A 15049-nucleotide genomic window follows, 5' to 3' on the forward strand; every position below is an offset into this window, starting at 1 on the left:
TGCTAACGCCGGTCTGGGTTAACAATCAACAGGGGGTTACGTGAATTGCGCACGTACCAGCTTCCCCTGGACCTGGTCCGCGAGCGGCCTCCTGAACGTCCCGTCGCCCTCGTGCGGCCGCGTTCGGTTTCCGTAGCGGCGCGCTGGTTCCAGGACAATCTGAAAGCCGACGTCTTCTATGCGGTGAAGGCGAACCCGTCGCGCTGGGTCATCGAGACCCTGGTCGACGCGGGCGTCACCGCCTTTGACGTGGCCTCCATCGCCGAGATCGAACTGGTCCGCTCGGTCAGCCCGACCGCGCGCTTGGCCTTCATGCACCCGGTCAAGAGCCGGGCCGCCATCGCGCGCGCCTATTTCGACCATGGCGTGAAGACCTTCTCGCTGGATTGCCACGAAGAGCTGACCAAGATCGTCGAGGCCACCGACGGCGCCGCCGACCTGAACCTGGTCGTGCGCATGGCGGTCTCGGCCGACGGCGCGGCCTATACGCTGTCGGGCAAGTTCGGCGTGTCGTCGGATCAGGCGCCGGCCCTGCTGATGGCCACGCGTCAGGCGGTCAAGGACGGCCTGATGGGCGTGTCCTTCCACGTCGGATCGCAGTGCATGCGCCCGTCCGCCTATGAGGCCGCCATGGCCCAGGTCGGCCGGTCGATCGCGCGCGCCGGTGTGTTCGTCGACATCGTCGATGTCGGTGGCGGCTTCCCCTCGGTTTATCCGGGCATGGTCCCGCCGGACATGAGCGAATACGCCGACGCCATCCATCGCGGCTTCAACGAGATGCCGGTGTCCGAGACGACCGAGCTGTGGTGCGAGCCCGGCCGCGCGCTCGTGGCTGAAAGCTCGTCGGTGCTGGCCCGCGTCGACCTGCGCAAGGGCGACGCCCTGTATCTGAACGACGGCTCCTACGGGTCGCTGTTCGACGCCACTCACTCGCGCTGGCCCTTCCCGACCAAGCTGGTCCGGGACGGTTCGTCGTCGAGCGAGTTGAAGCCCTTTCGCTTCTACGGCCCGACCTGCGATTCCATCGACCACATGCCCGGCCCGTTCTGGCTGCCGGCCGATGTGCAGGAAGGCGACTTCATCGAGATCGGCATGCTCGGCGCCTATGGCGTCGCCATGTCGACCGGCTTCAACGGGTATGGCGAGCACGACATCGCCGTGGTCGAGGACGCCCCGATGGCTTCGCTGTACGGCCTGGCGCCCCGCTCCATCCCGACCGTGCGCACCACGGCGGAAGAGCAGGCCCGCAAGGTCGTTCGCCTGTCGCGCCCCAAGGGCAAGGCCGGTCAAAGGAAGAAGTCGCGTCGCTGATCCCTCTCCCGTTGGGAGAGGGCTTGAGCCTCCGAGAGCCTAGCGATCGGTTAGGCGAAAGGGTGAGGGCCGCAGGTCAGAAGCGTCAGGCCGGAACCCCTTATCCTCCCACCCGCTGAGGCGGGCGGGCCCGTTTGCTTCTCCCGCCGGGAGAAGGTTCTAATCGCCGTCGCTCCGTCCGGCTATCCGACGGGCGCTCACCTGTAAGGGAAACCAAACCGATGAACGCACCCGTCCAATCGAACACGAAGGCCGAGTTGCTCCAGAACACGGTCGAGCACGTCGACATCACCAGCTTCGACGCCCGCCCGATCATCGACAGCATGCGCAAGATGTCGTTCTCGTCGCGCGACACCGCCCGCGCCGCCGACATCTTCAACATGGCGCTGGAAGACAAGAGCTGCTCGCCGTGGCTGATCCTGGCCGGCTCTACGTCGGCCGGCGGCTGCATGCACGTGTACCGTGACATGGTGAAGATGGGCATGATCGACGCCGTGGTCGCCACCGGCGCCTCGATCGTCGACATGGATTTCTTCGAGGCTTTGGGCTTCAAACACTACCAGGCCGCCGGCCCGGTGGACGACAATGTCCTGCGCGACAACTACATCGACCGCATCTACGACACCTACATCGACGAGGAAGAACTCCAGGCCTGCGATCACACCATCCTGGAGATCGCCAACCGTCTGGAGCCGCGCGGCTATTCCAGCCGCGAGTTCATCTGGGAGATGGGCAAGTGGCTGTCGGAGGGCAACGCCAAGAAGGAAGGCAGCCTGATCCAGACCGCCTATGAAGAAGGCGTGCCGATCTTCTGCCCGGCGTTCGTGGACTCCTCGGCCGGCTTCGGCCTGGTCAAGCACCAGAAGGAGCGCGCGGCCGCCGGCCAGCCCTACATGATGCTGGACGCCATCGCCGACTTCCGCGAACTGACGGACATCAAGATCGCGGCCGGCACCACGGGCCTGTTCATGGTCGGCGGCGGCGTGCCCAAGAACTTCGCCCAGGACACCGTCGTCTGCGCCGAGATCCTCGGCGTCGAGGCCGACATGCACAAATATGCGGTCCAGATCACAGTCGCCGACGTGCGCGACGGCGCCTGCTCGTCCTCGACGCTCAAGGAGGCCGCCTCGTGGGGCAAGGTCGACACGACCTTCGAACAGATGGTCTTCGCCGAGGCCACCACGGTGGTGCCGCTGATTGGGTCGGACGCCTACCACCGCGGCGCCTGGAAGACCCGCGAGAAGCCCCGGTGGGCCAAGCTGTTCGGGAAGTGATCAAAACTGATCGCTGAGATCATGGAGCGCTGGGATTTCGATCCCGGCGCTCTTTTCGTTTGGGAACCTGCGGCCCGCCGCGCTCGCTCTAGTCGGCGAAGGAGATCGCCATGACCGACCAGAACCAGACCAACGACGCACGCGAAGCCGAGGACGCCGGCGAAAAGCCCGATCTGGGCCGCAAGCCGGACGCGCTGAACGAGGCTCTGAGCGGTTCAGACCTGGGCTCGGACAGCCGCGCCGGATCGCTGCGCGGCGGATCGGCCTCGGGCTCGGACATCGACCCCGATCAGGACGCGATCAATGAAAGCCTGGCCAGCGAAGGGATGGCGTCCGCCGATCCCGAGGCCAAGGACGCGGAGTCTCGGAACGACGGCGATGATCCCAAGGCGGGCGGCGAGGCCGACGCCGCCACGGGCTGATCAGCTGATCAGCCGACAGGGCCGCTTTCCGACGCGCGCAGAATGGCGGCCGTCGAGGCGGCGCAGCCGTTCAGGGTGTCCTGCCCGATCTGGACCCGCGCCGTCAGCCGATAGGTGCGGTCGCTCATGCCGTCAGAGCATTCGGTCGCCATCAGGGTTACGGTCATGGAGCCGTCATTGGCGCGCCAGGTCGCCATGGTGCCTTGCACCTGCGGGCCCGAATGCGCGGCACGCGTAGCGGTCACCACGCCGGCGCGGTCATAGGCCATCTGATCCGGTCCGATCTCCACGCTCCAGAAGGGTTCGGTCCCCAGGGCGCGGACCGGCTCGCTCAGATTGACCCCGCCCAGCATGGCCGGTCGCACTTCAGGCGTGGTCTCGATCGGTTCGGGCGCAGAGGCCGGCTCGGAGCAGGCCGCCAGGGCCAGAACGGGAAGGCTGAGCAGGGCGAGGCGGCCCATGGAAATCTCCTGGAGGTAGGCGAGGCTGCGATGGCTGAACGCGTCGGGCGCTCTATGGTGGCGAATCATGAGCCCGCCGTCGCCAGCCCAGGCCCCCGTCGCCTATGAATTTTTCGCCGGGGGCGGCCTGGCGGGCCTGGGCCTGTCCGGCTTTCGCATCGGCTTCGCCAACGACCTGGACGCGATGAAGGCCGCCGCCTTCCGGGCCAACCACCCCGAGACGCCGTTCCGCCTGGGCGACGTCTGGGACATCACGCTCGGCGACCTGCCGGGCCGGCCGGACCTGATGTGGGCCTCGTCGCCATGCCAGGATCTGAGCCTGGCGGGCGCGCGAGGCGGGCTGAAGGCCGAGCGGTCGGGCGCTTTCTGGGGCTTCTGGCGGCTGGTCGAGGGCCTTCAGGCCGAGGACCGCGGCCCGTCCGCCGTGGTGCTGGAGAACGTCTGCGGCCTGCTGACGTCCGGCGGTGGGGCCGATTTCTCGGCCGTCTGCGAGGCCATGACGCGGGCCGGCTACCGCGTCGGCGCGCTGGAGATGGACGCGGCGCTGTGGCTGCCCCAGTCGCGCCCACGGCTGTTTGTGGTGGGGCTGAAGTGCGCCGATCATCTGGCGAGCGAGGGGCCTGCGCAGCCCTTCCACTCGCCCCGTCTGATCCGCGCGCACGCGCGCCTGCCGCAGTCCGTGCGCGACGCCTGGGCCTGGTGGCGTCTGGCGCCGCCGTCCCAGCGAAACGGCGACCTGGCTTCGGTGCTGGCGCCCGAGGCCGAGTGGCTGGGCGAGGCGGAGACCGAACGTCTGCTCGCCCTTCTGTCGCCCCTGCACCGCCAGCGGCTGGAAGCCATCCGCGCCTCAGGCGAGCGACGGATCGGCGCGGGTTTCCGCCGGGTGCGCCGCGAGGGCGACCAGCGTGTCCAGCGGCTGGAGTTGCGGTTCGACGGTCTAGCCGGCTGCCTGCGCACCCCCTCGGGCGGCTCGTCGCGTCAGTATGTGATCAAGGCGGCCGAGGGCCGCGTCCGCATCCGCCGTCTGACCGGCCGCGAGGCGGCGCGCCTGATGGGCCTGCCCGACGACTACCGACTGCCCGACCGCGACAACGCCGCTCTCAAGCTGACCGGCGACGCCGTGGCCGTGCCGGTGGTGCGGGCGCTGTCGGATCAGCTGCTGCTGCCGGCCGTCGCAGTGCAGACCCGGGCGCTCAAGCCGCGAGCGACCGCGTCGCGAGCCTAGCGCCCTTGATCAGTGCCTGAACACCCGCACGCCCGTGAAGGCCATGGCCACACCCTTTTCGTCGGCGGCGGCGATGACCTCGGCGTCGCGCATCGAGCCGCCCGGCTGGATCACCGCCGTGGCCCCGGCGGCCACCGCTTCCAGCAGTCCGTCGGCGAAGGGGAAGAAGGCTTCGGACGCGCAGGCAGAGCCCTCGGCCAGAGACTGGGTCAGCCCCTTAGCCTCGCCGGCTTCCTTGGCGCGGATGGCGGCGATGCGGGCGCTGTCGCGACGGTTCATCTGACCGGCGCCGATCCCGGCGGTCTGGCCGTCCTTGGCATAGACGATGGCGTTGGACTTGACGTGCTTGGCCACGGTGAAGGCGAACAGCATGTCCTGGATTTCGGTCGGCGTCGGCTGGCGGCGCGTGACGATCTTCAGGTCCGATGGCTTGATCAGGCTGCGGTCGCGCGACTGCACCAGGAAGCCGCCGGCGACCGAGCGGAACACCTCGCCCGCGCCGTGCGGATCCGGCAGGCCGTCGGTGATCAGCAGGCGCAGGTTCTTCTTGGCGGCGAAGACGGCCTTGGCCTCATCGTCGGCGCCCGGCGCGATGACGACCTCGGTGAAGATGCCGGTGATGGCGCGGGCGTCGTCGCCGTTCAGGGGGCGGTTGACTGCAATCACGCCGCCGAAGGCCGAGACGGCGTCGCATTCCAGCGCACGGGCGTAGGCTTCCGACAGGTTCTTGCCGATCGCCACGCCGCAGGGGTTGGCGTGCTTGACGATGACACAGGCCGGGGCCTGGAATTCGGCCACCAGCTCATAGGCGGCGTCGGCGTCGGCGATGTTGTTGTAGCCCAGCGCCTTGCCTTGGACCTGGGTCGCATAGGCCACGCCTGGGCGGCGTTCGCCGGTGCGGTAGAAGGCGCCGGTCTGGTGCGGGTTTTCGCCATAGCGAAGCGTCTGGGCCAGGGTTCCGGCGATGGCCTTGCGGGCCGGGGCTGCGTCTTCCAGCTGACCGGCGAACCAGGCCGAGACGGCCGCGTCATAGGCGGCGGTGCGGGCGAAGGCGCGCGCGGCCAGCTGCTTGCGCAGCGCCAGCGTCGTCGCGCCGTCGGCTTTGAGAGCTTCGAGGATCAGGCCGATGCTTTCGCCGTCCACCGCCACCGCCACATGGCCGTGGTTCTTGGAGCCCGAGCGGATCATGGCCGGGCCGCCGATGTCGATGTTCTCGATGGCGGCCTCGAAGCCGCCTCCGCCCTCCACGGTCTTTTCGAACGGATAGAGATCGATCCAGACGATATCGATCGGGCCGATGCCATGGGTCGTCATGGCCTCGGCGTGGGCCGGCGCGTTGCGCACGCCCAGCAGGCCGCCGTGCACGACGGGGTGCAGCGTCTTGACCCGGCCGTCCATCATTTCGGGAAAGCCCGTCAGGTCGGCCACATCCTTGACCGGCAGGCCGAGCGCCGCGATCGCCGCCTTGGTGCCGCCGGTCGACACCAGTTCGACACCCAGGTCGTGCAGGGCGCGGGCCGCCTCATCCAGCCCCGCCTTGTCGGACAGGGAGATCAGGGCGCGCTGCGGCGCCACCCGGTCGGGAGCGGGCGGAAAGTCGGGGGCTGCGGGCATGGCGGCGTCCTAGGAGCGAGGAGGAGACGGGACGCCGGCGCCTCTAGCACGCGGCGCCCGGTCTTTCACCCCGGCGGACGCCGTTAAATCAGGCCTGGCCGGCGTCGTTCGGGCCGCGGGCGATCTGCTGCTGGCGCTGGACGTAGATGCCGGCGAAGTCGATCGGGTCCAGCATGAAGGGCGGATAGAAGCCGCCGTCCGCCGTGGCGCCCGAGATGATCTCGCGTGCGTAGGGGAACAGGTAGCGCGGGCATTCGATCAGCAGCATCGGCTCGATGTCCTGCTCCTGCACGCCGGTCAGGGCGAACAGGCCGGCGTAGACCAGCTCGACATGGAACACGGCCATGCTCTCGGTCGACGCCTTGACCGACAGGCGCAGCTCAACCTCGAAGAGGCCGTCCGGGCGGCCCTGGGCGCTCATTTCGACACCCATGTCGATCTGCGGCTTGGCCTCGATGCGCAGGCTTTCCGGCGCGCGCGGGTTTTCGAAGGACATGTCCTTCACATACTGGGCCAGGATGCGGAAACCCGGTCCCTGCTGCTGATCCTGGGGCTGACCCTCGGCGGGCGCGCCGTTGTTGGCGTCGGCGGGGGGCGTGGCGTCGGTCATGATGAAGCGGCTCTGTGAAATGGGCGCGGTCGCCTCACGCCGTTGCGCGAGGCTCCGAAGGCGGCGCGACTAACACGAGCGAGGGTGCGCCCGCAACGGCGGCCGGGTCCCCGCGGCGGCGTCAGCGGCTCGCTCGGCCAAGGCCACGCCCTGGTCGTATTCGCGTTGAGCTAAGCTCGGGGCAGTCTCATAAGCCCCGCAGTAGGCGTCTATGGTGACCGAGCCGTACAGCGGTGCTCGCAGAACAACGCGCTCTACCGGCCTGGACCCTTCGCGTCCGAAGTCGGACGGCGGCTGATACGCGCCGACGGCGGGTCTGACATAGGGTTGGTAGCGGCTCAACACCTCCAGCGGCTCGCCGGGCAGCATCAGAACGGCCATGATAGGTGCGACCAGGGCAGGCGTGATCATGTGCCGAGGCTGCCTCAGCGGCGGCGGGCTGCGCTACTGCCTCGCGCAGAACCCGCGAAAACGTGATCGGTTCCCCTCGAAACGCCTGGTTTCGTTGACACCGCGCCGAAACCCTCACTAAAGCCTGTTGCATCCTCCCGAGGCTTGAATTTCCTCGCTTTTGAGAACGATTCGCATGTCGAGCAACGACGCGCGCGACGACCAGACCGGTCGTTTCGTCACGCAGCCGAACGGACGCATCCGACCGCTGTCGCCGCACCTTCAGACCTGGCGCTGGCACATCACCATGGCCGCTTCGATCCTGTTCCGAGCGACGATCGGCGCGGCCTCGTTCGGCGCTCTGTTTGCTATTGGCTGGCTGGCGGCCCTGGCTTTTGGTCCCGAGGCCTATGCGGATCTGCTGGCTTTCGCCGGATCGCCGCTGGGCCTGCTGATCGGATTCGGCCTGACCTGGGTGCTGTTCTCGTTCCTGCTGAACGGCGGCCGCCACCTGTTTAACGACACGGGCGAAGGTCTGACGATCAAGAGCGCCGACGCCCTGTCGCACGTCGCGGTCTGGGGGCCGATCGTCCTATCGGTCCTGTTCTGGGCTGCTCTGTTCGCCTCGGGGAGGGTTTCGCTGTGAGCCGTCAGACGCGCTACCGCAACATGGTCAAGGTCTCCGAGCGCCACGGCGCGGGCGAATGGCTGACTGAGAAGGTGCTGCTGGCCCTTCTGATGCCGCTGGGCCTCTGGGTCGCCTTCAGCGCCTGGGCCCTGGCGGGCGCCGGCTATGACGCCGTGCTGGCTTGGATCGCCAGCCCGCTGAACGCCGGTCTGGCCGCCGCGACGCTGCTGGTTTTCTGCGGCTACGCCAGCCTGGCTTGGAAGGTCATCATCGAGGACTACATCCATCGTCCGGGCAACAAGGGGATGCTGATCCTCCTGTCGAACCTGATCTTCCTCGCGCTGGCGGCCGCCGGCGTCTTCCTCATCGTGCGGCTGGCGCTGGGCTCGGCGCCGCTGCCGGCTGGTCTCGGAGTCTGAACGCCTGATGGCTGCTTACGAATTCATCGACCACGAATATGACGTCGTCGTCGTCGGCGCCGGCGGCTCGGGCCTGCGCGCCGCGCTCGGCGCCGCCCAGCAGGGCCTGAAGGTCGCCTGCGTGACCAAGGTCTTCCCGACCCGCTCGCACACCGTGGCGGCCCAGGGCGGCATCTCCGCCTCGCTGGGCAACATGGGCGAGGACAGCTGGCAGTGGCACATGTACGACACCGTCAAGGGGTCGGACTGGCTGGGCGACCAGGACGCCATCGAATACCTGGTCAGGAATGCGCCCAAGGCCGTCTATGAGCTGGAGCACTGGGGTGTGCCCTTCAGCCGGACGGACGAGGGCAAGATCTATCAGCGCGCCTTCGGCGGCATGACCCGCAACTTCGGCGAGGGTCCGGTTCAGCGCACCTGCGCCGCCGCCGACCGCACCGGCCACGCCATCCTGCACACCCTGTACGGCCAGTCGGTCCGCCGCGAAGTGAAGTTCTTCGTCGAATATTTCGCGCTGGACCTGATTATGCAGGCCCAATCTGACGGGACTCAAGCCTGCACCGGCGTCACCGCCCTGCAGCTCGACACCGGCCAGATGCACCAGTTCCGCGCCAAGATGGTGGTGCTGGCGACCGGCGGTTACGGCCGCGCCTATTTCTCGGCCACCTCGGCCCACACCTGCACCGGCGACGGCAACGCCATGGTGCTGCGCGCCGGCCTGCCGCTGCAGGACATGGAGTTCGTGCAGTTCCATCCCACTGGGATCTACGGCGCCGGCTGCCTGATCACCGAGGGCGCGCGGGGCGAGGGCGGTTATCTGACCAACTCCGAGGGCGAGCGCTTCATGGAGCGCTATGCGCCGACCGTGAAGGACCTGGCGCCGCGCGACATGGTCTCGCGCTCCATGACGCTGGAAATCCGCGAAGGCCGCGGCGTAGGCCCGAACAAGGACCACATCTTCCTGCACCTGGACCATCTGGATCCCAAGATCCTGCACCAGCGCCTGCCGGGCATCTCCGAAAGCGCCAAGATCTTCGCCGGGGTCGATGTCACCAAGGCGCCGATCCCGGTGCTGCCGACCGTCCACTACAACATGGGCGGCATTCCCACGAACTACCACGGCGAGGTGCTGACGCTGCGCGACGGCAACCCCGACAGCGTGGTGCCCGGCCTGATGGCCGTGGGCGAGGCGGCTTGCGTGTCGGTGCACGGCGCCAACCGTCTGGGCTCCAACTCCCTGACCGACCTGGTGGTGTTCGGCCGCGCCGCCGGCCTGCGCTGCGGCGAGGTGGTGGACAAGTCATCGAGCGTGCCCAGCGCCCCGGCCGCGACCACCGAGGCGCACCTGGCGCGCTTCGACCGCTTCCGCAACGCAAACGGCTCTACCCCCACCGCCAAGCTGCGGCTGGAGATGCAGCGCGCCATGCAGTCGGACGCTGCGGTGTTCCGCACCGGCAAGACGCTGGAGGAAGGCGTAGCCAAGCTGCGCGACATTCACGCGCAAGGGTCGGACATCAAGACCACCGATCGCGGCCTGATCTGGAACACCGACCTGATCGAGACCCTGGAATACGACAACCTGATCGACCAGGCGCTGGTGACCATCGAAGGCGCGCTGAACCGCACCGAGTCGCGCGGCGCCCACGCCCGCGAGGATTATCCGGACCGCGACGACGCCAATTGGATGAAGCACACCCTGGCGTGGAAGCGCCCGGACGAAAGCGTCCAGATCGACTACCGTCCGGTGCACAACTACACCATGTCCAAGGACATCGATTACATCGAACCGAAGGCTCGGGTTTACTGATGGTCCAGCTTACCCTTCCCAAAGGCTCCAAGCCCGCTGCCGGCAAGGTCCACAAGGCCCCGCCGGGTGCCCAGAACGTCAAGACCTACAAGGTCTATCGCTACGACCCCGAGGTCGATGCGGATCCGCGCTGGGACACCTATGAGGTCTCGACGGACGACCACGGCCCGATGCTGCTGGACGCCCTGATCCACATCAAGAACGAGATCGATCCGACCCTGGCCTTCCGCCGGTCGTGCCGCGAAGGCATCTGCGGCTCGTGCTCGATGACTATCGACGGCCGCAACGCCCTGGCCTGCACCAAGGGCTGGGACGAGTGCTCGGGCAATTCGATCTCGATCGCGCCCCTGCCGCACCAGCCGGTGGTCAAGGATCTGGTGACGGACCTGACCCTGTTCTACGCCCAGTACGACTCCATCCAGCCCTACCTCCAGACCAACGACGAGGTGGAGCCCGAGAAGGAGCGTCTGCAGTCGCCGGCCGACCGCGAGAAGCTGGACGGGCTGTACGAATGCATCCTGTGCGCCTGCTGCTCGACGTCATGCCCCAGCTACTGGTGGAACCAGACGGACTATCTGGGCCCGGCCGCCCTGCTGCAGTCCTACCGCTGGATCGCCGACAGCCGCGACGAGGCCACGGACAAGCGCCTGGACGACCTGGAAGACCCGTTCAAGCTCTACCGCTGCCACACCATCATGAACTGCGCCCAGGTGTGCCCCAAGGGCCTGAACCCCGCCAAGGCCATCGCCGAAACTAAGAAGCTGATGGTCTCACCGAGCCGCAAGAAGACGGCGGCGGCCTGAGCATGTTGTTTCGCCCTATCGCTGCGCTACCTGAGGGCTGATGGCCAAGATCACCTACATCGAACACGACGGCCGTGAGCACGTCGTGGAGGTCAAGACCGGCCTGTCGGTCATGGAAGGCGCGATCCGCAACAACGTGCCTGGGATCGATGCGGACTGCGGCGGCGCCTGCGCCTGCGCGACGTGCCATGTCTACGTGGACGAGTCCCTCCAGGACGTGACCGGCCGGGCCTCGGCGATGGAGGAGTCGATGCTCGATTTCGCCGAGAACGTTCAGCCCAACAGCCGGCTGTCGTGCCAGATCCGCGTCAAGGACGAGCTGGACGGCCTGATCGTGCGTCTGCCGGAAAACCAGCACTAAACCGCCCACAGCCTCGCGCGTTCAAGAGCCCATGCCCTTCTTCGACATGAGCAAGAACCGACGCCAGGGCGAACGCAAGGCGGTCAATCTGCGCGGGTTGATCGTGGCGCAGGGGCTGGAACTGCGCTGCGTCATCGTCGATCTTTCCGACGGCGGCATGAAGGTCAGGCTGGATCGCGGCGTCGCCCTGCCCGACCGGCTCATCATCGTCGATATAGCCGCCGGCCAGGCTCACGAGGCCCAGGCCGCCTGGGCCAAGGGTCAGGAAGCCGGGCTCAAGACCTCGGGGCGCCCCGTCCCGCTGGGCGGTCTCGCCCCGGCGCGGTTTGTCGCCGCGCGCGACGCCTGGCTGCGCGTGAAGAGCCGCTAGGTCCTAATCAATCGCGCGCATCGTCCCGGCGTTGATGGCGATGCGGCCGATCAGGCCCTTGACGATCAGGTCCAGCGCCGAGCCTTCGCGATAGTCGGCGGCCGCGACGAAGTTCACCCGGTCCTCGGAGATCAGGCCGTAGATCTTCTCCTGGTCCCGGGCGCTGTTGCGCGGATCATAGACCGCGATCGAGAAGCCGCCCTTGGTGTGCATCATCTTCATGGTCGGCACATCGGTGTCGCCGTCGCCCAGGAAGATCATCCGCTCGAACGGCACCGGCCGGTCGTCGTCGGCCATGAAGCGGTTGATCCGCTCATGCTCCCAGTGGTTCAGAACGCCCTTGTTGATGCGGAACAGATACTGGGTCTTGGTGGTGTAGTTCACCCCCACCGCCGGCCAGATGGCCACGCCGTTCTCGTCATAGACGAACTTGGACGCAAAGACGTGGCGGAAGGCGTCGCGGATGGGGCAGCCGTCGATCATCTCCTCCAGGCCGGCGGAGATGATGTAGTGCTCGATCTCCAGCCCGTATTCGCGGCCGATGGCGTCGATACGCTCGAACCAGCCCTTGCCCGTCAGGTCCGACTTAAGACCGTCGAACAGCTTCACGTCCTGGCCATGCTCGTGCAGCGTCTTGCGGGTGATCGGCGCGCCGTTCTCGCGAGCGCGGGCCAGCATCAGCTGCATGTACATCAAGATGTTGTCGCCGTCGGCGTCGCGCGTCAGGGCGTCCGCCGCGCCCCAGAAATCGCCGATGCTCATCCCCACCGAGGGGATGAAGGTGACTTCCTGCATATTGCCGCGCGCCAGCGTGCCGTCGAAGTCGTAGATGAGGGCGGTCTTCAAAAGGGCCATGGGCCGGGGCTCCGTGTTCGGCCCGCCTCTTACAGCGCCTTGGCGCGCGGCCCAAGCGGCCCGTCAGTTCAGCTGAAGCTCTGGCGCGGCGGCGGCGCCCGCCGCCTGCAACGGCAGGTGAAGGATGAAGGCGGCGCCCTTGCCCGGCTCGCTCTCCACCTCGGCCCAGCCGCCATGCAGTTCGACCAGCGCCTTGACGAGGGCCAGGCCCACGCCCGGCCCGCCGCGCTCGCGCCGCACGAAGCGGTCGAAGACGTGGGGCTGCAGGTGATAGGGGATGCCGCGCCCGGTGTCGGCGATGCGGATACGGGCCTCCGACGCCCCGCGCTCGGCGCTCAGCCTGACCTCGCCGCCTTCCGAGACGGCGCGGGCGGCGTTCTCCAGCAGGTGGTCGATGGCCTGCCCGATGCGGCGGGCGTCCGCGCGGATCGGGCTAAGGTCGGGCGGGCAGCTGACCGTCAGCGTCGCGCCCCGGCCTTCGACGCGCGCGCGCACCTTGTCGGCCGCCTCGTCCAGCAGGTCGCAGACCCGCACGTCGCCCAGCGTCAGCTCCATCTCCCCGGCGTCGATCTGGCTCATGTCCAGCACGTCGTCGATGGAGCGGGCCAGCTGACTGGCGGCGACGCGGATGGCGCCGGCGTGCTGGCGGCTGCGTTCGGGCAGATCGCCCATCGTCTCGAGCAATTCGGAATAGCCGACGATGGTGGTCAGCGGCGTGCGCAGCTCGTAGCTGACCGAGCCGACGAACTCTCGCTTCAGCGCCTGGCTTTCCTGCAGCGCCGCCTCGCGCTGCGCCAGGGCCTGCTCCAGGGCGCGACGGGCGGTGACGTCGGAAAAAGCCACCAGGGTCGCACCGTCCGGCAGCGGCCGGGTCTGCCAGGCGGCGAACCGCCCGTCAGCGGTGCGCCCCTCGCCCGAGATCGGCACGCGGCTTTCGGGATCCGGATCGGCCACCCGCGCCTTGAGCCCCAGCCACAGGCTGGGATCGGGCAAGACAGGCTCGCACAGCGCGGCCACGGCGTCGAAGTCCGAGGCGGCGGTCAGCCGCTCGGCCCCCACGCCCCAGAAGGCCTCGAACGCCTCGTTGTGCAGCCGCATCCGCCCGTCGGAGCCAAACACGGCCACGGCGTCGTTCAGCTTGTCGAGCGTCGCCGTCTGGACCTGCAGCTGGGCGTTGAAGCGGCTGCGCAGCTTCAGCTCGTCGGTGATGTCCGAGAAGATCAGCAGCACCCCGCCCAAGGGGTGGGGCTGGCGCACGATCCGCAGGGTCCTGCCGTCGGGCAGTGACCAGCTGTCGTCCGGCGCGGCCTGGGCGGCGCCGTAGAAGTCCAGTTCGTTGGCCTTCCAGCCGGCGTAGTCGATGACCTCGGGCAGCAGGCGGCGCTGGCGCAGGCGGTCCAGCAACTCGGCGTGGGTCGGCCGCTCGTCCAACCAGGCCGGATCGATGTCGAACAGGGTCTGGAAGGCGGTGTTGTGGAAGGCCAGCCGCTTAGCCGGGCCGAAAATGGCGACCGCGTCGGCCAGGTGGTTCAGGGTTTCGTCGTGGGCCTCGACGTGGCGGCGCAGGGTGTCGCGCGTCTCTTCGGCCTCGGTCACGTCCAAGGCAAAGGCGATGACAGCGCCTGAGGGGCCGGCCGCCGGCTCGACCACGACGCGCCAGGCGCGGCGCCGGCCGCCGCCGGTGGTCCAGCGGAAGCCCTCCTGGCGCAGGCCCAGGCGCTGAGCCTCGGCGGCCAGCGCATCGGCGGCGCGGTCGAAGCTGGCGCCCGACGCGATCGCGGCCTCCAGCGACGGACAGCCGGTCTCCTCCAGCCAGGCGCGGTTGGCCCAGGCCAAGCGTCCGGCTGGGTTCAGCACCCAGGTCGGCACGGGCGAGGCGTCGGCCAGCACGCCAAGGCCGCTCTCGACCGCCGTCTCGGCGCCGGCCGCGAGCGGCTCAAGCCTCAGCCAGGCGGTCCCGCCGACGATGCGGCCCTCCAGCCGCCAGGCGCGCTCGCCACCCTCGACCAGGGCGTCGAAAGGCGAGCCCTCCAGGAAAAGGGCCTGCAGCCGCGCCGAATGGATTTCAGCCAGGCGCGCCAGCACGCCGTCGGCCGCCGCCACGCCCGAGCGGCCGCCCAGATCGCGTCGCGCCGCCTCCAGTGCGTCGGGCGCGCCCATCACCTGATCGATCCGGCCCTTGGGGGTCAGCGACAGCCGCACGTCATCGAAGGCCGACAGGGCCGCTTCGCGATCGAACAGGGCGCGTCGTCGGTCCTCGTCCACGCTAGAGACCGCCAGCTCGCGCGCCGACAGCCGGGCGCGCAGACGCCAGGCCCAGGCGCTGACGGCCAGGGCCAGGCCGGCGGCGCCTGCCGTGGCGGCGTATGCGATCTCGGCTTCGGCCATCCCCGCTCAATCCCCACCCCGTTCGATCAGGGGCGATTCGCGTTCACCATAACGCAAGCCGAGGCGGAATGGTTGGGGTGATGCATGTGCGGCGAGCGGCCCGATTGCGGG

16 protein-coding genes are annotated in these 15049 nt (G+C 68.4%); 10 read left to right on the plus strand and 6 right to left on the minus strand.

Features of this window, described 5'->3' with window-relative positions; genetic code table 11:
• Positions 1–45 precede the first annotated feature (45 nt).
• From ACK4I0_RS06355 to ACK4I0_RS06365, 3 genes are all read left to right on the plus strand, one after another.
• Complete coding sequence (locus tag ACK4I0_RS06355) at positions 46–1311, plus strand: type III PLP-dependent enzyme (RefSeq protein ID WP_409609116.1); 1266 nt, start codon at positions 46–48, stop codon at positions 1309–1311.
• 221 nt (positions 1312–1532) lie between these two features.
• Positions 1533–2585 carry a 1,9-bis(guanidino)-5-aza-nonane synthase gene (locus ACK4I0_RS06360; protein ID WP_409609118.1) on the plus strand — a complete coding sequence of 351 codons (1053 nt, stop codon included), beginning with the start codon at positions 1533–1535 and terminating at the stop codon, positions 2583–2585.
• Between the two features lie 110 nt (positions 2586–2695).
• Entirely contained in the window at positions 2696–3007 is a 312-nt protein-coding gene (locus ACK4I0_RS06365) for a ribonuclease (RefSeq protein ID WP_409609120.1), read from the plus strand.
• Positions 3008–3015: 8 nt separating this feature from the next.
• Here the strand turns inward: ACK4I0_RS06365 and ACK4I0_RS06370 are convergent, their stop codons facing one another.
• Entirely contained in the window at positions 3016–3468 is a 453-nt protein-coding gene (locus ACK4I0_RS06370; protein WP_409609122.1) for a COG3650 family protein, read from the minus strand.
• Between the two features lie 67 nt (positions 3469–3535).
• On the opposite strand from ACK4I0_RS06370, the gene ACK4I0_RS06375 reads away from it, so the two are divergent.
• The gene (locus ACK4I0_RS06375; RefSeq protein ID WP_409609124.1) at positions 3536–4693 is read left to right on the plus strand and encodes a DNA cytosine methyltransferase; all 1158 of its coding nucleotides are present in this window, start codon (positions 3536–3538) and stop codon (positions 4691–4693) included.
• A 9-nt stretch (positions 4694–4702) separates the two neighbouring features.
• On the opposite strand, the gene purH is transcribed toward ACK4I0_RS06375, so the two are convergent.
• From purH to ACK4I0_RS06390, 3 genes are all read right to left on the minus strand, one after another.
• A complete protein-coding gene (purH, locus tag ACK4I0_RS06380) occupies positions 4703–6307 on the minus strand; it encodes a bifunctional phosphoribosylaminoimidazolecarboxamide formyltransferase/IMP cyclohydrolase (RefSeq protein WP_409609126.1) in 1605 nt (534 codons plus the stop codon).
• Positions 6308–6395: 88 nt separating this feature from the next.
• Positions 6396–6917, minus strand: a complete 522-nt coding sequence (gene secB / locus ACK4I0_RS06385; RefSeq protein WP_409609128.1) for a protein-export chaperone SecB — start codon at positions 6915–6917, stop codon at positions 6396–6398.
• A 69-nt stretch (positions 6918–6986) separates the two neighbouring features.
• Positions 6987–7328: a hypothetical protein gene (locus tag ACK4I0_RS06390; protein WP_409609130.1), complete on the minus strand. Its 342-nt coding sequence runs from the start codon at positions 7326–7328 to the stop codon at positions 6987–6989.
• A 175-nt stretch (positions 7329–7503) separates the two neighbouring features.
• Between ACK4I0_RS06390 and sdhC the strand changes: the two genes are divergently transcribed.
• Genes sdhC through ACK4I0_RS06420 form a run of 6 tightly spaced genes read left to right on the plus strand, consistent with a single transcriptional unit; the run spans position 7504 to position 11695 of the window.
• A complete protein-coding gene (gene sdhC / locus ACK4I0_RS06395) occupies positions 7504–7953 on the plus strand; it encodes a succinate dehydrogenase, cytochrome b556 subunit (RefSeq protein WP_409609132.1) in 450 nt (149 codons plus the stop codon).
• Positions 7950–8354, plus strand: a complete 405-nt coding sequence (locus ACK4I0_RS06400) for a succinate dehydrogenase, hydrophobic membrane anchor protein (protein ID WP_409609134.1) — start codon at positions 7950–7952, stop codon at positions 8352–8354. Before sdhC ends, ACK4I0_RS06400 begins: the two co-directional genes overlap by 4 nt.
• 7 nt (positions 8355–8361) lie before the next feature.
• Complete coding sequence (gene sdhA / locus ACK4I0_RS06405) at positions 8362–10161, plus strand: succinate dehydrogenase flavoprotein subunit (protein WP_409609136.1); 1800 nt, start codon at positions 8362–8364, stop codon at positions 10159–10161.
• The gene (locus ACK4I0_RS06410; RefSeq protein ID WP_409609138.1) at positions 10161–10964 is read left to right on the plus strand and encodes a succinate dehydrogenase iron-sulfur subunit; all 804 of its coding nucleotides are present in this window, start codon (positions 10161–10163) and stop codon (positions 10962–10964) included. The genes sdhA and ACK4I0_RS06410 overlap by 1 nt, the downstream gene beginning before the upstream one ends.
• A gap of 40 nt (positions 10965–11004) precedes the next feature.
• Entirely contained in the window at positions 11005–11325 is a 321-nt protein-coding gene (locus tag ACK4I0_RS06415; protein ID WP_409609140.1) for a 2Fe-2S iron-sulfur cluster-binding protein, read from the plus strand.
• 31 nt (positions 11326–11356) lie between these two features.
• Positions 11357–11695 carry a PilZ domain-containing protein gene (locus ACK4I0_RS06420; RefSeq protein ID WP_409609142.1) on the plus strand — a complete coding sequence of 113 codons (339 nt, stop codon included), beginning with the start codon at positions 11357–11359 and terminating at the stop codon, positions 11693–11695.
• Positions 11696–11698: 3 nt separating this feature from the next.
• Here the strand turns inward: ACK4I0_RS06420 and ACK4I0_RS06425 are convergent, their stop codons facing one another.
• Positions 11699–12550, minus strand: coding sequence for an HAD family hydrolase (locus ACK4I0_RS06425; protein WP_409609144.1), 852 nt, complete (start codon positions 12548–12550; stop codon positions 11699–11701).
• A 63-nt stretch (positions 12551–12613) separates the two neighbouring features.
• Positions 12614–14938, minus strand: coding sequence for an ATP-binding protein (locus tag ACK4I0_RS06430; RefSeq protein WP_409609146.1), 2325 nt, complete (start codon positions 14936–14938; stop codon positions 12614–12616).
• Positions 14939–15049: the final 111 nt, after the last annotated feature.

Origin of the sequence: Brevundimonas sp., assembly GCF_046295775.1 — a bacterium.
Classification (GTDB): Bacteria; Pseudomonadota; Alphaproteobacteria; order Caulobacterales; family Caulobacteraceae; genus Brevundimonas.

What these genes read in the sequence shown, in the direction of transcription:
- ACK4I0_RS06360 (WP_409609118.1), top strand. Translation starts at nt 1,533, where the DNA reads ATGAACGCACCCGTCCAATCGAACACGAAGGCCGAGTTGCTCCAGAAC.
- ACK4I0_RS06365 (WP_409609120.1), top strand. Translation starts at nt 2,696, where the DNA reads ATGACCGACCAGAACCAGACCAACGACGCACGCGAAGCCGAGGACGCC.
- ACK4I0_RS06370 (WP_409609122.1), bottom strand. Translation starts at nt 3,468, where the DNA reads ATGGGCCGCCTCGCCCTGCTCAGCCTTCCCGTTCTGGCCCTGGCGGCC.
- ACK4I0_RS06375 (WP_409609124.1), top strand. Translation starts at nt 3,536, where the DNA reads ATGAGCCCGCCGTCGCCAGCCCAGGCCCCCGTCGCCTATGAATTTTTC.
- purH (WP_409609126.1), bottom strand. Translation starts at nt 6,307, where the DNA reads ATGCCCGCAGCCCCCGACTTTCCGCCCGCTCCCGACCGGGTGGCGCCG.
- secB (WP_409609128.1), bottom strand. Translation starts at nt 6,917, where the DNA reads ATGACCGACGCCACGCCCCCCGCCGACGCCAACAACGGCGCGCCCGCC.
- ACK4I0_RS06390 (WP_409609130.1), bottom strand. Translation starts at nt 7,328, where the DNA reads ATGATCACGCCTGCCCTGGTCGCACCTATCATGGCCGTTCTGATGCTG.
- sdhC (WP_409609132.1), top strand. Translation starts at nt 7,504, where the DNA reads ATGTCGAGCAACGACGCGCGCGACGACCAGACCGGTCGTTTCGTCACG.
- sdhA (WP_409609136.1), top strand. Translation starts at nt 8,362, where the DNA reads ATGGCTGCTTACGAATTCATCGACCACGAATATGACGTCGTCGTCGTC.
- ACK4I0_RS06410 (WP_409609138.1), top strand. Translation starts at nt 10,161, where the DNA reads ATGGTCCAGCTTACCCTTCCCAAAGGCTCCAAGCCCGCTGCCGGCAAG.
- ACK4I0_RS06415 (WP_409609140.1), top strand. Translation starts at nt 11,005, where the DNA reads ATGGCCAAGATCACCTACATCGAACACGACGGCCGTGAGCACGTCGTG.
- ACK4I0_RS06420 (WP_409609142.1), top strand. Translation starts at nt 11,357, where the DNA reads ATGCCCTTCTTCGACATGAGCAAGAACCGACGCCAGGGCGAACGCAAG.
- ACK4I0_RS06425 (WP_409609144.1), bottom strand. Translation starts at nt 12,550, where the DNA reads ATGGCCCTTTTGAAGACCGCCCTCATCTACGACTTCGACGGCACGCTG.
- ACK4I0_RS06430 (WP_409609146.1), bottom strand. Translation starts at nt 14,938, where the DNA reads ATGGCCGAAGCCGAGATCGCATACGCCGCCACGGCAGGCGCCGCCGGC.